The organism is Marinomonas spartinae (genome assembly GCF_900089775.1).
Lineage (GTDB): Bacteria > Pseudomonadota > Gammaproteobacteria > Pseudomonadales > Marinomonadaceae > Marinomonas > Marinomonas spartinae.
Genome location: NZ_FLOB01000007.1, coordinates 150,725 through 165,532, shown reverse-complemented (window position 1 = coordinate 165,532; position 14,808 = coordinate 150,725). Strand labels below are relative to the sequence as shown.

Genomic DNA, 14,808 nt, shown 5'->3' with positions numbered 1-14,808 from the left:
AACTTCTAATGAGTAGCATTGAAGAACGCGTTAAAAAAATCGTATGCGAACAGCTTGGTGTTAAAGAGGAAGAGGTTGTCCCTTCAGCATCTTTTGTTGATGATTTGGGTGCCGATTCCCTAGATACTGTTGAATTGGTTATGGCTCTTGAAGAGGAATTTGATACTGAAATTCCTGATGAAGAAGCTGAAAAAATCACTACAGTACAAGCAGCGAACGACTACATTAACGCTAACTTGTAATTTTCAGTGAATTGAGTTTCCCGAAAAGCCGCTTGTATTCGTTACAGCGGCTTTTCTTATTAATAAGTCCCTGAAGGTTTAGGGCTATTTTCGGAGGAATCCTATGTCGCGTCGTCGAGTTGTCGTCACTGGAATGGGAATGGTGACACCCCTTGGCAACAATGTAAAAGACACGTGGGATAATGTGTTGGAAGGGAAAAGCGGTGTCTCTGATATTGCTTCTTTTGATGCTAGTCAATTTTCTACACGTTTTGCAGCTCAGGTGAAAGGCTTTGATGTGACTCAATATATGAGTGCTAAAGAAGCCAGAAAAATGGATCTTTTCATTCAATATGGTATCGCTGCCGCAGTGCAGGCTATTGAGGATGCAAAGCTGAATGCAGAAATGGCAGATTTGACTCGCGTGGGTTGTGCTATAGGGTCAGGCATTGGTGGTTTGCCGATGATAGAAAAAAACCTCGACCTTTTAAAAGCATCTGGTCCTAAGCGTATCTCACCTTTTTTTGTGCCGGGTGCCATTATTAATATGATTTCTGGTCATGTAGCGATACGCTTTGGCTTTAAAGGGCCGAATATCTCCATCGTTACTGCTTGTACAACGGGTACTCATAACATCGGCATGGCTGCAAGGATGATCTCCTATGGGGATTCGGATGTCATGCTGGCTGGTGGAGCCGAAATGGCCATAACACCGTTGGGTGTTGGTGGATTTGGTGCGGCAAGGGCGCTATCGACTCGTAACGATGACCCTAAAACAGCAAGTCGTCCTTGGGATAAAGATCGTGATGGCTTTGTGATGGGGGAAGGATCGGGGATTTTAGTTCTTGAGGAGTATGAGCACGCTGTTGCGCGCGGTGCGACTATTTATGCCGAGTTAGCCGGCTTTGGTATGAGTGATGATGGGTATCACATCACGGCCCCTCCAGAAACGGGAGAGGGTGCATTTGCAGCCATGAATGCAGCCATTAAAGATGCTGGTATTGCCTCTCATGAAGTGGATTATATTAATGCTCATGGCACGTCAACGATGGCTGGTGATTTGGCAGAAACGCAAGCCGTAAAATTATTGATGGGGGCTGATGCATCAGATGTTGCGATCAGTTCAACTAAATCAATGATTGGTCATTTATTGGGGGCAGCTGGGGCGGTAGAGTCGATTTTTTCTATCTTAGCCATCCGTGATCAAGTGGCGCCACCCACAATAAATTTAGAAGAACCAAGTGAAGGGTGTGACTTGAATTATGTGGCATCGACTCCACAAAAGCGTAAAATCGATGTGGTATTAAATAATTCATTTGGCTTTGGCGGCACCAATGGGACGCTTGTGTTTAAGCGAGTGTGATTTTATTCAGGGCAGCGCAACTGCCCTGAATGTTTATTAATGTCGTTGTGTTAAGTCGCCTCTGAGTACGCTGATTTCTGTTGAAATATTGTAAGTTTTACCTTGTGAGTCTAGCTCGTATAGATGCTCTTCAAGGTGTTGATAAAGCGAAATTTCTTCATCTCCTAAGAAATGCAAGCATTCGCCTCCAACAAACCAAAGTAGCTCTCTCTTAATGAGAGGAACTAGGTTGGGGTAGCAACGAATAAAGCGTGATAGTAGCTCTTGTGCATCAAATATATAGTCTACGTTGTTCGCTTCTATTTTGGGTTCCAATTGATCCCATTTATCAAGAAAATCAACTTCTTCTTCGGCCAGATCTTCTCTATGGAATGGGTCGTGCTCTGCGATGCGTTGGCGTAGTTCTGTAAAAGCGTTAAGAATGTATTGATTGCGAGATTCCACGTAAAAAACCTATTTAAATGTAACGATTAAGTTGGCAATAGCCTAACGAGATATACCATTATGACATATGCAATTGAAATAAGTGATCTTAAAAAGCGTTATGAAGGTGGATTTGAAGCCCTTAAGGGAATAAATCTAAATGTTGAAAAGGGAGACTTTTTTGCCTTGCTTGGCCCTAATGGGGCGGGCAAATCCACAACCATTGGTATTTTATGCTCTCTGGTAAACAAGACTTCAGGGAAAGTGTCTATCTTTGGGGCTGATATTGATAAAGATTTTGCTAAAGCGAAACAGTACCTTGGCGTAGTGCCGCAAGAATTTAACTTTAATGTATTTGAGACCGTCTTTAATGTTGTTGTGACTCAAGCGGGTTTTTACGGTATCAGTAATCGAGTCGCTGAAGAGAGAGCTGAAAAATATTTAAAGCAATTGGATCTATGGGATAAAAAAGATGTGCAGTCCCGCATGCTATCGGGGGGAATGAAGCGTCGCCTAATGATTGCTCGCGCCCTGATTCATGAGCCTGAAGTGCTTATTTTAGATGAGCCAACTGCAGGTGTGGATATTGAGCTACGTCGTTCTATGTGGGAATTTATTAAAAACCTTAATGAGCAGGGAACGACAATCATTCTGACTACCCATTATTTGGAAGAGGCTGAGCAATTGTGTCGCAATATAGCCATTATTAATAGTGGGCAAATTGTTGAAAATACCAGTGTAAAAGCTCTATTAAAAACCTTGAATCAAGAGACATTTATTTTAGATCTTGATCAACCAGTGAGTGATGACTGGCATGTTGATGGTTATTCGACAAAACTAAGCAAGGACTTATCCACTATTGAAGTAGAGGTGATCAAAGGGCAATCGATTAATCATATTTTTAAAGCACTGGATGAGGCAGGCGTTAATGTGATCAGTATGAGAAATAAATCGAATCGTCTCGAAGAGCTCTTCGTCAAATTGATTAAAGGTTAAGCAATATGTCTAATTCGGAAATTTTTATCGCTTTTTATACTATCCTACGTCGTGAAATACGTCGTTTCACTCGTATTTGGCCACAGACTTTATTGCCGCCAGCTATTACCATGTCTTTGTATTTTGCCATTTTTGGTAATTTGATCGGTAGTCGAATTGGCCAAATGGGTGGCTTTAGCTATATGCAGTACATTGTGCCAGGTTTGATTATGATGTCTGTGATTACCAACTCTTATTCGAATGTCTCGTCTTCATTCTTCTCTGCAAAGTTTCAGCATAGTATTCAAGAGCTATTGGTATCACCGACCCCTAATTGGGTGATTTTGGTAGGGTATGTGTTAGGTGGTGTGGCCCGTGGCCTGTTTGTAGGAGCCATTGTTACTGTCTTGTCGTTATTTTTTACTCACTTACATTTGCAAAATTTGTTTTTGACGATTGCCGTAGTGTGCTTAACAGCCATTATGTTTTCACTGGGTGGTTTTGTGAATGCTATATACGCAAGAAATTTTGATGATGTTTCTATTGTGCCAACGTTTATTTTGACGCCGTTGACCTATTTGGGAGGTGTATTCTATTCGATTGATTTGTTGCCTAGTTTCTGGCAACACGTATCTCTTCTGAATCCTGTTCTTTATATGGTAAATGCTTTCAGATACGGTATTCTTGGTGTTTCTGATATTAATGTATACATGGCGCTCGTGATTGTCGGCATTTTTATCGTAGTGTTATTTACGTTTGGTTTGCATTTGCTTAATAAAGGCAAAGGCATTAGAAATTGAGGAAATAAATATGGGCACTTTACCCTTAGGTCAGCAAACTGAATACGTTTCTGAATACGATCCAGGGTTGCTTTATCCCATTGCTCGAGTAGATAAATGGTCTGAAATGGGAGTCGCCTCTGAGCGTCTTCCTTTCTATGGCGAAGATGTTTGGAACGCTTATGAAGTGTCATGGTTAAACAGTAAAGGTAAGCCGATTGTTGCACTGGCTGAATTTCGTTTCCCCTGCAATTCTCCTAATATTATTGAGTCGAAGTCTTTTAAATTGTACTTAAATTCTTTGAATCAGATGCGGTATGATTCGCAAGAAGATGTTCAGGCAACGTTGGAGAAGGATCTATCCAATGCTGCTGGTGTGACAGTGACAGTTGTTTTGCGAGAGGTTGACTCTATGTCTTCTCTTGTTGTTCTGACACCTGATTATTGTATTGATGAGCTGGATGTCGAGATCGATGAGTATCATCCGAAAGCAGATCTACTGACCCTTGATCGTGATGCAGGTATCGTTGAAGAGCGCTTGGTAAGCCACTTGCTTAAATCCAATTGTCCTGTAACCAATCAGCCTGATTGGGGGTCTGTGTTTATTGATTACAGAGGGCCCCGAATTGATCATGAGAGTTTATTAAAATACATCGTGTCATTTCGTGAGCACACGGATTTTCATGAGCAATGTGTGGAGCGCATCTATATTGATATTATGCGGCTTTGCCAACCTGAGAGTTTGATTGTTTATGCTCGTTACGTTCGTCGTGGAGGATTGGATATAAATCCATATCGTTCTTCTGCTCCGTTAGTGTTGGGAAATGATCGCCTTACCAGGCAATAGACCGCTACACATAAGATAAACCCAAAAGCCACCTTGTTAAAATGTGACAAGGTGGCTTTTGGGCTTTGTCTTTATATGCCATTTTCAATACGGCTTATTTTGTTGGGGTTATGGAACGCTATTAAAGGAAGCGTTCCATTGGAGAGCAAGAGGTTTCAGAAATTAGTCTAAAATTTGAGCGGTGTGATCTTTTGTTTTCACTTTCTCTATGATTTTACTGATAACGCCTTTTTCATCGACAACAAAAGTAGTGCGAACTGTGCCCATAAATTCTCGTCCCATGAACTTTTTAAGCTGCCAAGTTCCATAGAGTTCATGTACCACTCGCTCAGTATCTGCAATTAAAGAGAAGGGAAGTTCGTTTTTCGCGATAAAGTTTTGATGGCGAGTTACGCTGTCTGTGCTGATACCGAGAACCACATAACCTTTTTCCAGAAGCTCTTCATAGTTGTCGCGTAAGTTACAGGCTTGGGCAGTACAACCGGGTGTGGAGTCTTTTGGGTAAAAATACAGAATGACCTTTTTGCCTTTAAATTGACTTAGGGTGATGTTTTCACCGTGCTGGTCTTTTGCTAAAAAGTCAGGGGCGATATCGCCAACTTTTAGTGACATACTTTCATCTCCGATTCCGTTATGGTTAAGGTAAAAAATCGCTTAATATTATTAGCTTATCAACAGTCGAGAGAAAAATCCCCCTCAAAAATCGCTTCCTTGGAATTTACTCGTGCTTTACGTCCCTGAATGATTGTTAAACCTTAGTCTGAACGGTACTATATGCACGCTTATAATTAATTGGAGGCTCAAAATGATCACAGGCAGTTTAGTCGCTCTCATTACCCCTATGACATCAGATGGAGCGGTTGACGCGAAAAAGTTAGATGATCTAATTGAGTTTCATATCCAAGAAGGAACTCACGGCATTGTTGCTGTTGGTACGACAGGTGAGTCTTCCACATTGACTCATGAGGAACATGCCAATGTTATCCGTCAAGTGATTGCGACCGTGAATGGCCGCATTCCTGTCATCGCAGGGACGGGGGCGAATTCCACACACGAAGCTATAGATTTAACTCGCCGAGCCAAAGAGGCTGGCGCTGATGCATGTCTATTAGTAACGCCATATTACAATAAGCCAACTCAGGAAGGGCTTTTTCAGCATTTCAAAAGCATTGCTGAAGCCGTTGATATTCCTCAAATTCTGTATAATGTACCAAGCCGGACTGCTTGTGATATGCAAAATGAGACGGTAGTGCGTTTATCTAGTGTTCCCAATATTGTTGGCATTAAAGATGCGACGGGTAATTTGGAAAGGGGGCAAGCACTGATTGAGGCTGTACCGAGCGATTTTTTTGTCTACTCGGGCGACGATCCTACTGCGGTTGGGTTAATGCTTTTGGGTGGCAAAGGTAATATCTCTGTTACGGCGAATGTTGCGCCTAAGGCGGTTGCTACAGCAGCAGAGTTGGCAATAGCGGGAGATTCTCAAGGCGCTCATGAAATTGATCAAACCATTTCACCTTTGCATATGAATCTGTTTGTCGAATCCAATCCTATTCCTGTTAAATGGGCATGTGCTCAAATGGGGTTGTGTGGTACAGGCATTCGTTTGCCTTTGACAGAGCTGTCTTCAGCCCATCATGAAGCCGTGAAACAAGCGATGATTCAAGCAGGAATCCTTTAATGAAAAATACTTCTTTTAAATTAGCCAGTGCTGGAGTGCTCGCGTTGGCGATGTCTGGCTGTAGTTCCATATTGACTGATCATGCTAACGATTATCAATATGCTGTTTCTAACACAACGCAATTGAAAGAGCCGCCAGGTTCTCTTCAGGTGCGGGATGATTTGGTGATTCCTAATGCAAACGAAATCCCAGATCTTCAAAAAACGGGGAAATTTGTTACGCCCAGAGCCCCTTTTATTTTCTATCCAATGACTAAAATTCCTGTTTCTAACAAGGCTGATCGGATGGTATTTGATGTGCCAGCGGGTTTGGATAAAACCAAAGAAATGGTCAAGGGATTTTTAGGCGCTTTGCATGGGCAAGGTGAAGCTATTGCAACAGATAAAGACAACCAAATAATCAGTGTGCCTTTTGAGTTTGTAAAACAAGGTTTTTGGGGCTCTGTTGCCAGTACGTTTACACGTAATTTTCCTGAGAAAACGGTCTTCTCCTTTACCTTTAAGCCATCTGGGAATGACACGATTGTATCAATGCAGTTTAAACAGCAAGAACAAGGCAAAGATGTCACGTCTTGGCAGAGCCCAGAGAAAGATCCTAAGCGCTATACGGATGCCATTCGATTGTGGGGCAATTTAGGTCGTCAAATTAGTGAGGCGTCAGCTTATCTTTCTCAACGTGGTGAAAATTCACCCTTTCCGATTTGGGTGGATCACAGAGGGATTTTTGCTGTTCACCTTAAAACAACAGTCGATCTGGCTGCTCAGGTAAAGGCGGCAGGCTTGCATTTCGTTGATGGTCAATCAAATAAGTTGGCGATTGATAAACAAGAGGCACAGTCAGGTGCGAAGCTGGATGAGCAAACGTTTCCGTATAAAGTAGAAACCCAGCGGGATGGTAAGTTTTTAGTGATCGATGCCTCTAAAGTGACTGATCCAGAATTTGCGTCGTTCCAATTGGTGCAACGCTTTATAGCGAAATAAGATTAACCCTCACAGCAAAAACCGGAGACTCTCCAATGGAAAAACGACAAGAGCTATACGCAGGTAAAGCCAAATCTGTTTTTGAAACAGATGACCCTGACAAGATGGTTCTGGTATTCCGTGATGATACGTCAGCATTTGATGGTAAAAGAATTGAGCAGCTTGACCGTAAAGGCATGGTGAACAATAAGTTCAATGCTTTCATCATGACAAAGCTACAAGAAGCTGGCATTCCCACGCATTTTGAAAAAGTGTTAAGCGACACTGAAAGCCTTGTTAAACGCCTTGATATGATGCCGATAGAGTGCGTTGTGCGTAACGTGGCGGCAGGTAGTTTGTGTCGTCGTCTTGGGGTGGAAGAAGGGCTTGTCCTGACGAAACCAACCTTTGAGCTTTTCTTAAAAAATGATGCGCTTGGTGATCCAATGATCAACGAGTCTCACGTTGAGGCTTTTGGTTGGGCAAAAGCCAGTGACCTGGCAAAAGCAAAGGAGCTTACCTTTAAAGTCAATGATGTCTTAAAAGCATTGTTTGCAGATGGTGGCATGATGTTGGTGGACTATAAGTTAGAGTTTGGTTTGTTTAAGGGGGAAGTTGTTTTAGGCGATGAGTTCTCTCCAGACGGCTGCCGCTTATGGGATGCCAACACTAAGGAAAAATTAGACAAAGATCGTTTCCGTCAGGGGTTGGGTGGTGTCATTGAGGCATACGAGGACGTAGGTCGTCGTATCGGTATTGATTTTAATGCCTAACATTTGGTGACGCCGTAAATGATGAGGGAGGCTTTTATGCCTCCTTCATTTTTCGTATATAAGGACTCACTTTGATTAACTTTCTTCCCGTTCTTATTGGCTTGCGTTATGCGAGAGCAAAACGTTCCAATCATTTTATTTCCTTTATTAGCTTTTCTTCTGTCGCAGGGCTTGCTCTGGGGGTGACGGTATTAATTACGGTGCTGTCGGTCATGAATGGTTTTGACCGTGAGCTTCAGCAGCGAATATTAGGAATGGTGCCTCAAGCCACTTTGTGGGGAAATCCCACTTTGCCGCATTGGCAAGAGGATATGAAAAAGATTGAGGCGATGCCGGGGGTTAAGGCAGTTGCTCCCCATACAGAAGCGCAAGTGATGTTCCAAGCGGGCTCAAGTGTGCATGGGGCATTGCTAAATGGTATTGATCCAAAAATGGAGCAAAAGGTCTCTATTATTGGCAAACACATGATACAAGGATCCTTAGAAGCACTTAATACAACACGCTATGGTATCGTCTTAGGGTCGCAACTGGCTCAAATGCTGCAAGTGGGGGTGGGAGATAAGGTTACCGCCATTTTGCCAAGGGCAAATGTATCAATTGCAGGGGTTTCTCCAGAGCTCAAGCGATTTACGGTAGTGGGTATTTTTGAAGTCGGCGCTCAGTTGGATGCGTCCTTGGCATATATAAATTATAAAGATGCTGCTCGCTTGAAGCGTTATAAGCCTGATCAAATAGAAGGGCTGCGCATTAGTTTTGATAATTTATTTATGGCTCCAACTAAGATTTGGCAGATTGCTCGGGCTATTCCTGGACAAAATCGCGTCAGCGATTGGACCAGTACACAGGGTAATTTATTCCATGCGATTAAAATGGAAAAAACCATGATCGGCTTGTTGTTGCTGTTAATCGTTGCGGTAGCGGCATTCAATATTGTGTCTACCTTGGTCATGGTGGTTACCGACAAGCGTAATGATATTGCTATTTTGCGAACAATGGGGCTGACATCTCGACAAGTGATGTGCGTGTTTATTGTTCAAGGTATGTTTATCGGGTTGGTTGGTACTTTGGTTGGTTTAGCGTGTGGTATTGCCTTAGCGTTGAACGTCAGTACCTTGGTGAATTGGTTGCAAGCATTGTTGCATGTACAATTTTTAAGTTCAGATGTGTATTTTATCAATTACTTGCCGTCTCAGCTTGAATGGTCTGATGTTAAAGTGATTGTTTCCAGCGCGTTTATCATGACGGTGGCTGCGACTATTTATCCCGCATGGCGCGCCTCAAAAGTAGAACCAGCCGAGGCATTACGTTATGAGTAAAGACATTGTTTTAGAGTGCCAGAGCTTATCTAAACACTATAAAGACGGTAAGCAGATCGTCAACGTATTTGAGTCCATTGATTTTACTTTGCACAAAGGCGAAGCATGCGCCATCGTAGGGGCATCGGGTTCAGGTAAGACAACATTGTTAAACTTGTTGGCTGGCTTAGATCTGGCCACCAGTGGTGAAGTGAAGTTGGCGAATGTGTCTTGGGCGAGTCTTAAGGATTCAAAGCGCGCCATGATGAGAAATAAAGACATGGGCTTTGTTTATCAATTTCATCATTTGCTCCCGGAATTCACTGCGCTTGAGAATATTATGATGCCAATGTGGATTGCTGGCGTTGCAAAATCGGTTGCTATTGAGCAAGGTAAACAATTGCTTGCTCAGGTCGGCTTAGCAGAACGTGGTAATCATAAACCCGCGCAACTTTCTGGTGGTGAGCGTCAGCGGGTTGCTATCGCTCGAGCCTTAGCGAACAAGCCTGCCTGTGTGTTGATGGATGAGCCAACGGGGAACTTGGACGAAACCACCTCTCAGGAGATTCAAAAGCTGATTAATGAATTAAAAATCAGTCATAACATGGCCTTCTTAGTAGTGACTCATGACGAGAAAATGCTTGGCTGGATGGACAGTGCATTCCGCTTGTCAAAAGGCCAGCTCCAACCGATCCCTGAGAAAGTGGAATCAATGCATGACGAATGATATTGTTGCGCTAAATAGCTTGTTTTAACGGTATGAATAAACGAAAAAGCCGCTTTCAGAGAGTCTCTAAGCGGCTTTTTTATTTCATTTTTTCTGTGCTCAAGCTATTCGCTTATGCTTTGCAATTGTGGTTCTGAGAATATTACGAGCGGTTTGTCTTGCGTTGCTTCCAACGTTTGATGACATGTAAGCGCCAAACAAACAAAATAGTGAAGTAGGCTATGATGCCGCAAACCAATCCAGCGCTGGCTGAGCCAACGTACAAGGGCAACCAAATGTGTTCTAGTTTGGCCCAAATCCACTCGACGGAGAGATGGAAGTTTTTTTGGCTCTCTGAGCCAAGTATCCATGAGCCTAATTTGTAATTAAAATAAAAGACAAACGGCATCGTCAGTGGGTTGGTTATCCAGACAAGAGCAATAGACAAAGGAATATTTGCTTTGATTGGAATGGCTACGAGGGCTGATGCAAGCATTTGAAAGGGCATTGGGATAAAAGCCCAAAACAACCCATTTAAAAAGGCTTTTGCGACAGATCGGCGACTAAGATGCCAGAGGTCAGGCTCATAAATCTGACTTCCTAATAGCCCCAAGGCTTTGTTTTGTCTTAGTTTTTCTGGATTTGGGATGAATTTTTTTATATAGCGCTTTGGCATAAGCTGTCAATGTTAAGTTAGCAACGTAAGACATGGAGGTCTGATGTTACTAAGTGTTGTGTCAATTTTGATTGGCGCCATTGTGGTGCCGCGTGAATACTCGTGGCTGTATTCTACTCATATCATTATCTTGTGTCTCTACTTAATCCGCCATCATCGCTTTTTATCCCTTATTTTAGTATTAATTTCCTTTACTTCTATCGTCATCGATGGGTTTTATTCATCGAATCTGAATTGGCGCCCTAATACAGGGCAGCTTGTTTATGTCAATCTTAAAGAGAAGGTTCTTTATACCAATCCATTACCAACGCAGCCTTTTTGGGGAGCAGCAAGGGCTACTCTTGTCCTCATGATGCCAAATGGAGAGCGTCAACGTGTTGCAAATGTGTCAGTAAAAAACATACCGTTTTCTCATGGAGAGACAGCATTTAGTGAATGGGGTGGTGGGCAAAGGGCAGTCCCGATATTGGTTGGAAAGGTCGCCAGCTTCATGTTGCCGAATAAGCAAGGTGGATGGGTAGAGCGACAACTTTACATTGAACACCAAGTGGCTCGTCTCTCGTTGCAAGATGTTCATTGGCTTAGTTATAAATCAAATCGGGCTCGTCATCACAATAACAGTATAGTTACTGAGAAAAATTCATTAAGGCAGCAGATTAATGCTTACCTTGATAAGCACTTTGCTAATTTTTCAAGCTGGCGTTTCACGAAAGCCTTGCTATTAGGAAACAGTGATGATTGGAGTGAACGAGACAAATGGCTTGTTCGAGTATTGGGCTTGGCTCACTTGTTTGTTGTGTCAGGCTTGCATACGGGTTTTGTCTATGGTTTTGGGCGCTTACTAAGTCGCGGGACATGGCGATTGATACCTGAGTCACTCTTGCTGTCCGGTAAGATGACTGCTTGGCGATTGGATGCTTTGCTGATTATTCCCTTGTTGTTTGTCTATGCGTATTTAACTAACTGGGGGGCACCTGTGGTGCGAGCAGGGATTATGCTAAGCCTGTATCTGTTATCCAGAGCGTCCGTGATGCGTTTGTCCCCTTATAGGACTGTTGGTTTCGCATTATGGTTGATCTTGCTCATTGACCCAAGAAATGTGCTGGAGCCAGGGCTATGGTTGTCATTTAGTTTGGTATGCTTGTTAATTGGTTTTGTGCAGAGTGGGAAGAAGTGGTCACAACTACTGATAATGCAAATCATGTTTTCTACTGCGTCTTCGGTGTTAATTCTTGGTTGGCAATCTGATATTTCCGTCGCGACTATTTTAATTAATGTCATCATGATTCCATTGGCTGCGTTTGTTTGGTTCCCATGGGCGATCATTGCTTGTTTTGCATGTTATTTGTCCAGCAGTAGCTACTGCTATGCTTTGCTCGACTCATTATTAAAGCCAGTTATTCATGGTCTCGAGGTCGTGGCGTTTTATTGGCCTCAAGTGTCATTTGAGTTGATCTTTTCTGATCTATTAAAAGTTTTACTGTTGGGTGTATTGGCTTTTTGGGTATGGCAAACACCGTTGAAACGGGGTTGGTTTGGAGTGGTGGCTATTTGGGGAGTGCTCTTGTTACCACGCGGCTTTTTTGCTGGTACGGCATCTTTAACTGTGCGGCACGTAGGAAGTTATCTGGTGGCTACGCGCGGAGGGGAGTTGTTGATGTCCGATCATTGGCATGACAATGTATCTAGTCAGTTTATTAATCAATGGCTTGGTGATCCCAAAGCGACTCCGAGGATATTGTTACCTAATGCCTATAAGAAAACCTTGTCAGCAGACAGTCTTTTGAAGAATCACATTGATTGGGTGGTGCTTAAGAAAGTTCCTTCTAAGACGATGTCGAAACGCTTATCTGCATTGCAAGTGAAATGGATTGTTGTACCAATTGATGAACAGTTACAGTTTCGCAATGTGGATCATCATATTTATGTCTGGCATCAGGCTTGTTCTTTTGCCTTTTTTCTCTTTAAATCTGACACTTGCAAGCGTGTTGAAACGTTAGAGTTTGTGTTAAATTAACAAAAAATTTAGAAGGGAGTGCGCAGTGTTAACCTTTATTCAAACTGGTGGCTTTTTTATGTGGCCTTTATTGGCCTGTTCTATTTTAGCGCTTGCGATTATTATTGAGCGTTTTTGGACGTTACGTAAATCACAAGTTACCCCAAAAAATTTATTGTTAGAGGTAATGACGCGTCTTCGCGAAGATAAAATGAACGTCGAATATATTCGTTCAATGCAAGCTCAAAAAGGTTTAGGCTTTATTTTTGCTGCTGGTCTGCTTAATTCAAAGCATGGGCGTGTTGCCATGAAAGAAAGTATGCAAGAGGCTGCCAGCCATGTCATACATGAACTCGAACGGTTTATGAATTTTTTGGGGACCATTGTGGCCGTCGCTCCGCTTCTTGGTTTGCTTGGTACTGTGGTTGGTATGATTAAGGTTTTCTCCGTTTTGATGGAGCAGGGATCGGGTAATATGGCTTTGCTTGCTGGTGGTATTTCAGAGGCATTGTTAACTACGGCGGGAGGTCTTGGTGTGGCGATTCCAGCACTGATTTTTCATCGTTATTTCAGTCGTCAAATCGATGTGTTGGTTGTCTCAATGGAACAGAATTCGACTAAGCTTGTCGATGCTCTTCATGGTGAAAGAGAAACAAAATCAGGAGCCGCACAGTGAAGTTTCGTCGTCAAAAATTAGATGACGTGCAAATCAATTTAACACCTCTGATTGATGTGGTCTTTCTGTTGTTGCTGTTTTTTGTCATCAGTACCACTTTTAATCATCGCTCTGAGCTGACTATTGATTTGCCATCTTCTGAAGCAGGTGCTCCTGCTAACGATAACAGTAAAGATGTTGATATTGTTGTGACCGCAGATGGTCAGTATGTGATTAATGGACAAACACTGATTAATGAAAAAACCAATACACTAGTACAAGGCATAAAAGAAGTCTCCCATGGTGATTACTCCAGACCTTTAATTATCACGGCGGACGCTAAAGCTCCTTATGAGATGGTGCTGAAAATTTATGATGCAGCCTCTCAGCTAGGTATCACGAAAATTGCTCATACGACACAAAAAGAGCCAGCTAAGTGAGCTTGGAATCGCTACTGACCCGTTCTTGGTATGGTGAGGCAAAGTGGACGCAACTTTTTTTGCCCCTGATGCCTCTTGTACAACGCGTTGTGGAGAAAAAGCGAGCGGCCTTCTTAGCGAATCCTGATCTGTCTTACACGGCCCCTGTTCCAGTTATTGTCGTGGGGAATATCACTACAGGGGGCACGGGTAAGTCTCCCATGGTGGTGGCTTTATGTGAATGGTTAAGAAGTGAGGGCTTTAAGCCTGGTATTGTGTCCCGTGGTCATGGGGCTAAATTGTCGGCTCCAACAAATGTAATGGAGTCAAGCTTAGCACAAGATGTCGGCGATGAGCCCGTTATGTTGGCTCGTCGTACCCACTGTCCTATGGTGGTTTACTCCAAGCGTGCAGAAGCGGTTCAATGTCTGTTAGAGCGGTTTGACGTAGATGTTGTCATCAGTGATGATGGTATGCAGCATTATGCGCTGAATCGAGATATCGAAATTGCGATGATTGATGCAAAGCGTGGCATTGGCAATGGTTATTTATTACCAGTGGGGCCGTTAAGAGAGCCTGTTGAGCGTTTGGCGAGTGTGGACTTCATTGTTAGTATAACGGAGCAATTGACCGCCAAATTAAATAGCTTGCCTTTTCCGGTGATGCCTGCAGCGTTACAAAGTGATTGCTTATTATCTCTAGATGGCTCTCGCTCTTTGTCTTTTGACGAGGCATTTGTTAAGGGGGGCCGAAGTTGGAGTGTGATGGCAGGGATTGGGAACCCTGAGCGATTTTTATCAACTTTAGGATCGTTAGGGTTGAATAAAGTGGACGGTGTGCGTTGGTTTGCCGATCATTATGTCTATCAAGCGGACGATATACCAAAACAGGGCCCTGTGGTCATGACGGAAAAAGATGCTGTAAAATGCAAAACATTATCTCTAGTCAATAATGACCTGTGGTTTTTGCCTGTTAAGTTGGCCTTGCCAGCTGAATTGAAAGTGCAATTACTTCAAAAATTAAACAACATTCAAAAATGA

The 14,808-nt window shown here is 42.9% G+C and carries 17 protein-coding genes; 14 read left to right on the top strand and 3 right to left on the bottom strand.

The features are described from left to right. Positions 1-8: 8 nt before the first annotated feature. Positions 9-242, top strand: a complete 234-nt coding sequence (gene acpP, locus MSP8886_RS15000; RefSeq protein WP_067017871.1) for an acyl carrier protein — start codon at positions 9-11, stop codon at positions 240-242. Between the two features lie 103 nt (positions 243-345). After that, positions 346-1,584 carry a beta-ketoacyl-ACP synthase II gene (gene fabF, locus MSP8886_RS14995; RefSeq protein ID WP_067017869.1) on the top strand — a complete coding sequence of 413 codons (1,239 nt, stop codon included), beginning with the start codon at positions 346-348 and terminating at the stop codon, positions 1,582-1,584. A 36-nt stretch (positions 1,585-1,620) separates the two neighbouring features. Here fabF and MSP8886_RS14990 read toward each other — a convergent pair whose 3' ends face one another. Further along, the gene (locus MSP8886_RS14990; RefSeq protein ID WP_067017867.1) at positions 1,621-2,028 is read right to left on the bottom strand and encodes a PA2817 family protein; all 408 of its coding nucleotides are present in this window, start codon (positions 2,026-2,028) and stop codon (positions 1,621-1,623) included. Between the two features lie 60 nt (positions 2,029-2,088). Between MSP8886_RS14990 and MSP8886_RS14985 the strand changes: the two genes are divergently transcribed. The 3 genes from MSP8886_RS14985 to queF are packed head-to-tail and all read left to right on the top strand — an operon-like array spanning position 2,089 to position 4,608. Continuing rightward, the gene (locus MSP8886_RS14985; RefSeq protein WP_067017865.1) at positions 2,089-3,003 is read left to right on the top strand and encodes an ABC transporter ATP-binding protein; all 915 of its coding nucleotides are present in this window, start codon (positions 2,089-2,091) and stop codon (positions 3,001-3,003) included. A 5-nt stretch (positions 3,004-3,008) separates the two neighbouring features. Beyond that, a complete protein-coding gene (locus tag MSP8886_RS14980; RefSeq protein ID WP_067017863.1) occupies positions 3,009-3,782 on the top strand; it encodes an ABC transporter permease in 774 nt (257 codons plus the stop codon). Between the two features lie 10 nt (positions 3,783-3,792). After that, complete coding sequence (queF, locus tag MSP8886_RS14975; protein WP_067017861.1) at positions 3,793-4,608, top strand: NADPH-dependent 7-cyano-7-deazaguanine reductase QueF; 816 nt, start codon at positions 3,793-3,795, stop codon at positions 4,606-4,608. A 162-nt stretch (positions 4,609-4,770) separates the two neighbouring features. Here queF and bcp read toward each other — a convergent pair whose 3' ends face one another. Further along, positions 4,771-5,220 (bottom strand): thioredoxin-dependent thiol peroxidase, encoded by a 450-nt coding sequence (bcp, locus tag MSP8886_RS14970; protein WP_067017859.1) that lies wholly within the window; start codon positions 5,218-5,220, stop codon positions 4,771-4,773. A 193-nt stretch (positions 5,221-5,413) separates the two neighbouring features. Between bcp and dapA the strand changes: the two genes are divergently transcribed. The 5 genes from dapA to MSP8886_RS14945 all read left to right on the top strand — a co-directional run bounded on the left by dapA (position 5,414) and on the right by MSP8886_RS14945 (position 10,043). Beyond that, positions 5,414-6,289, top strand: coding sequence for a 4-hydroxy-tetrahydrodipicolinate synthase (dapA, locus tag MSP8886_RS14965; protein ID WP_067017857.1), 876 nt, complete (start codon positions 5,414-5,416; stop codon positions 6,287-6,289). Beyond that, positions 6,289-7,269, top strand: coding sequence for a hypothetical protein (locus MSP8886_RS14960; RefSeq protein ID WP_067017855.1), 981 nt, complete (start codon positions 6,289-6,291; stop codon positions 7,267-7,269). Before dapA ends, MSP8886_RS14960 begins: the two co-directional genes overlap by 1 nt. A gap of 35 nt (positions 7,270-7,304) precedes the next feature. Continuing rightward, positions 7,305-8,021: a phosphoribosylaminoimidazolesuccinocarboxamide synthase gene (gene purC / locus MSP8886_RS14955; RefSeq protein ID WP_067017853.1), complete on the top strand. Its 717-nt coding sequence runs from the start codon at positions 7,305-7,307 to the stop codon at positions 8,019-8,021. Between the two features lie 71 nt (positions 8,022-8,092). Continuing rightward, entirely contained in the window at positions 8,093-9,337 is a 1,245-nt protein-coding gene (locus MSP8886_RS14950; RefSeq protein ID WP_067017851.1) for a lipoprotein-releasing ABC transporter permease subunit, read from the top strand. Then, entirely contained in the window at positions 9,330-10,043 is a 714-nt protein-coding gene (locus MSP8886_RS14945) for an ABC transporter ATP-binding protein (protein ID WP_067017849.1), read from the top strand. Before MSP8886_RS14950 ends, MSP8886_RS14945 begins: the two co-directional genes overlap by 8 nt. A 142-nt stretch (positions 10,044-10,185) precedes the next feature. Here the strand turns inward: MSP8886_RS14945 and MSP8886_RS14940 are convergent, their stop codons facing one another. Further along, positions 10,186-10,698 (bottom strand): DUF2062 domain-containing protein, encoded by a 513-nt coding sequence (locus tag MSP8886_RS14940; protein ID WP_067017847.1) that lies wholly within the window; start codon positions 10,696-10,698, stop codon positions 10,186-10,188. A gap of 43 nt (positions 10,699-10,741) precedes the next feature. On the opposite strand from MSP8886_RS14940, the gene MSP8886_RS14935 reads away from it, so the two are divergent. From MSP8886_RS14935 to lpxK, 4 genes are read left to right on the top strand one after another with little or no spacing between them, the layout of a single operon-like run. Next, a complete protein-coding gene (locus tag MSP8886_RS14935) occupies positions 10,742-12,715 on the top strand; it encodes a ComEC/Rec2 family competence protein (protein WP_067017845.1) in 1,974 nt (657 codons plus the stop codon). A gap of 25 nt (positions 12,716-12,740) precedes the next feature. After that, positions 12,741-13,370: a MotA/TolQ/ExbB proton channel family protein gene (locus MSP8886_RS14930; protein ID WP_067017843.1), complete on the top strand. Its 630-nt coding sequence runs from the start codon at positions 12,741-12,743 to the stop codon at positions 13,368-13,370. Next, positions 13,367-13,789: an ExbD/TolR family protein gene (locus tag MSP8886_RS14925; protein ID WP_067017841.1), complete on the top strand. Its 423-nt coding sequence runs from the start codon at positions 13,367-13,369 to the stop codon at positions 13,787-13,789. Before MSP8886_RS14930 ends, MSP8886_RS14925 begins: the two co-directional genes overlap by 4 nt. Continuing rightward, on the top strand, positions 13,786-14,808 hold the full coding sequence (gene lpxK / locus MSP8886_RS14920) for a tetraacyldisaccharide 4'-kinase (RefSeq protein ID WP_067017839.1): 1,023 nt from the start codon (positions 13,786-13,788) through the stop codon (positions 14,806-14,808). The genes MSP8886_RS14925 and lpxK overlap by 4 nt, the downstream gene beginning before the upstream one ends.

Excerpts from the sequence above, each read along its gene's own strand:
- MSP8886_RS14935 (WP_067017845.1), top strand. The coding sequence starts at position 10,742 with ATGTTACTAAGTGTTGTGTCAATTTTGATTGGCGCCATTGTGGTGCCG.
- acpP (WP_067017871.1), top strand. The coding sequence starts at position 9 with ATGAGTAGCATTGAAGAACGCGTTAAAAAAATCGTATGCGAACAGCTT.
- purC (WP_067017853.1), top strand. The coding sequence starts at position 7,305 with ATGGAAAAACGACAAGAGCTATACGCAGGTAAAGCCAAATCTGTTTTT.
- MSP8886_RS14960 (WP_067017855.1), top strand. The coding sequence starts at position 6,289 with ATGAAAAATACTTCTTTTAAATTAGCCAGTGCTGGAGTGCTCGCGTTG.
- MSP8886_RS14985 (WP_067017865.1), top strand. The coding sequence starts at position 2,089 with ATGACATATGCAATTGAAATAAGTGATCTTAAAAAGCGTTATGAAGGT.
- MSP8886_RS14980 (WP_067017863.1), top strand. The coding sequence starts at position 3,009 with ATGTCTAATTCGGAAATTTTTATCGCTTTTTATACTATCCTACGTCGT.
- fabF (WP_067017869.1), top strand. The coding sequence starts at position 346 with ATGTCGCGTCGTCGAGTTGTCGTCACTGGAATGGGAATGGTGACACCC.
- bcp (WP_067017859.1), bottom strand. The coding sequence starts at position 5,220 with ATGTCACTAAAAGTTGGCGATATCGCCCCTGACTTTTTAGCAAAAGAC.
- MSP8886_RS14940 (WP_067017847.1), bottom strand. The coding sequence starts at position 10,698 with ATGCCAAAGCGCTATATAAAAAAATTCATCCCAAATCCAGAAAAACTA.
- MSP8886_RS14945 (WP_067017849.1), top strand. The coding sequence starts at position 9,330 with ATGAGTAAAGACATTGTTTTAGAGTGCCAGAGCTTATCTAAACACTAT.
- queF (WP_067017861.1), top strand. The coding sequence starts at position 3,793 with ATGGGCACTTTACCCTTAGGTCAGCAAACTGAATACGTTTCTGAATAC.
- dapA (WP_067017857.1), top strand. The coding sequence starts at position 5,414 with ATGATCACAGGCAGTTTAGTCGCTCTCATTACCCCTATGACATCAGAT.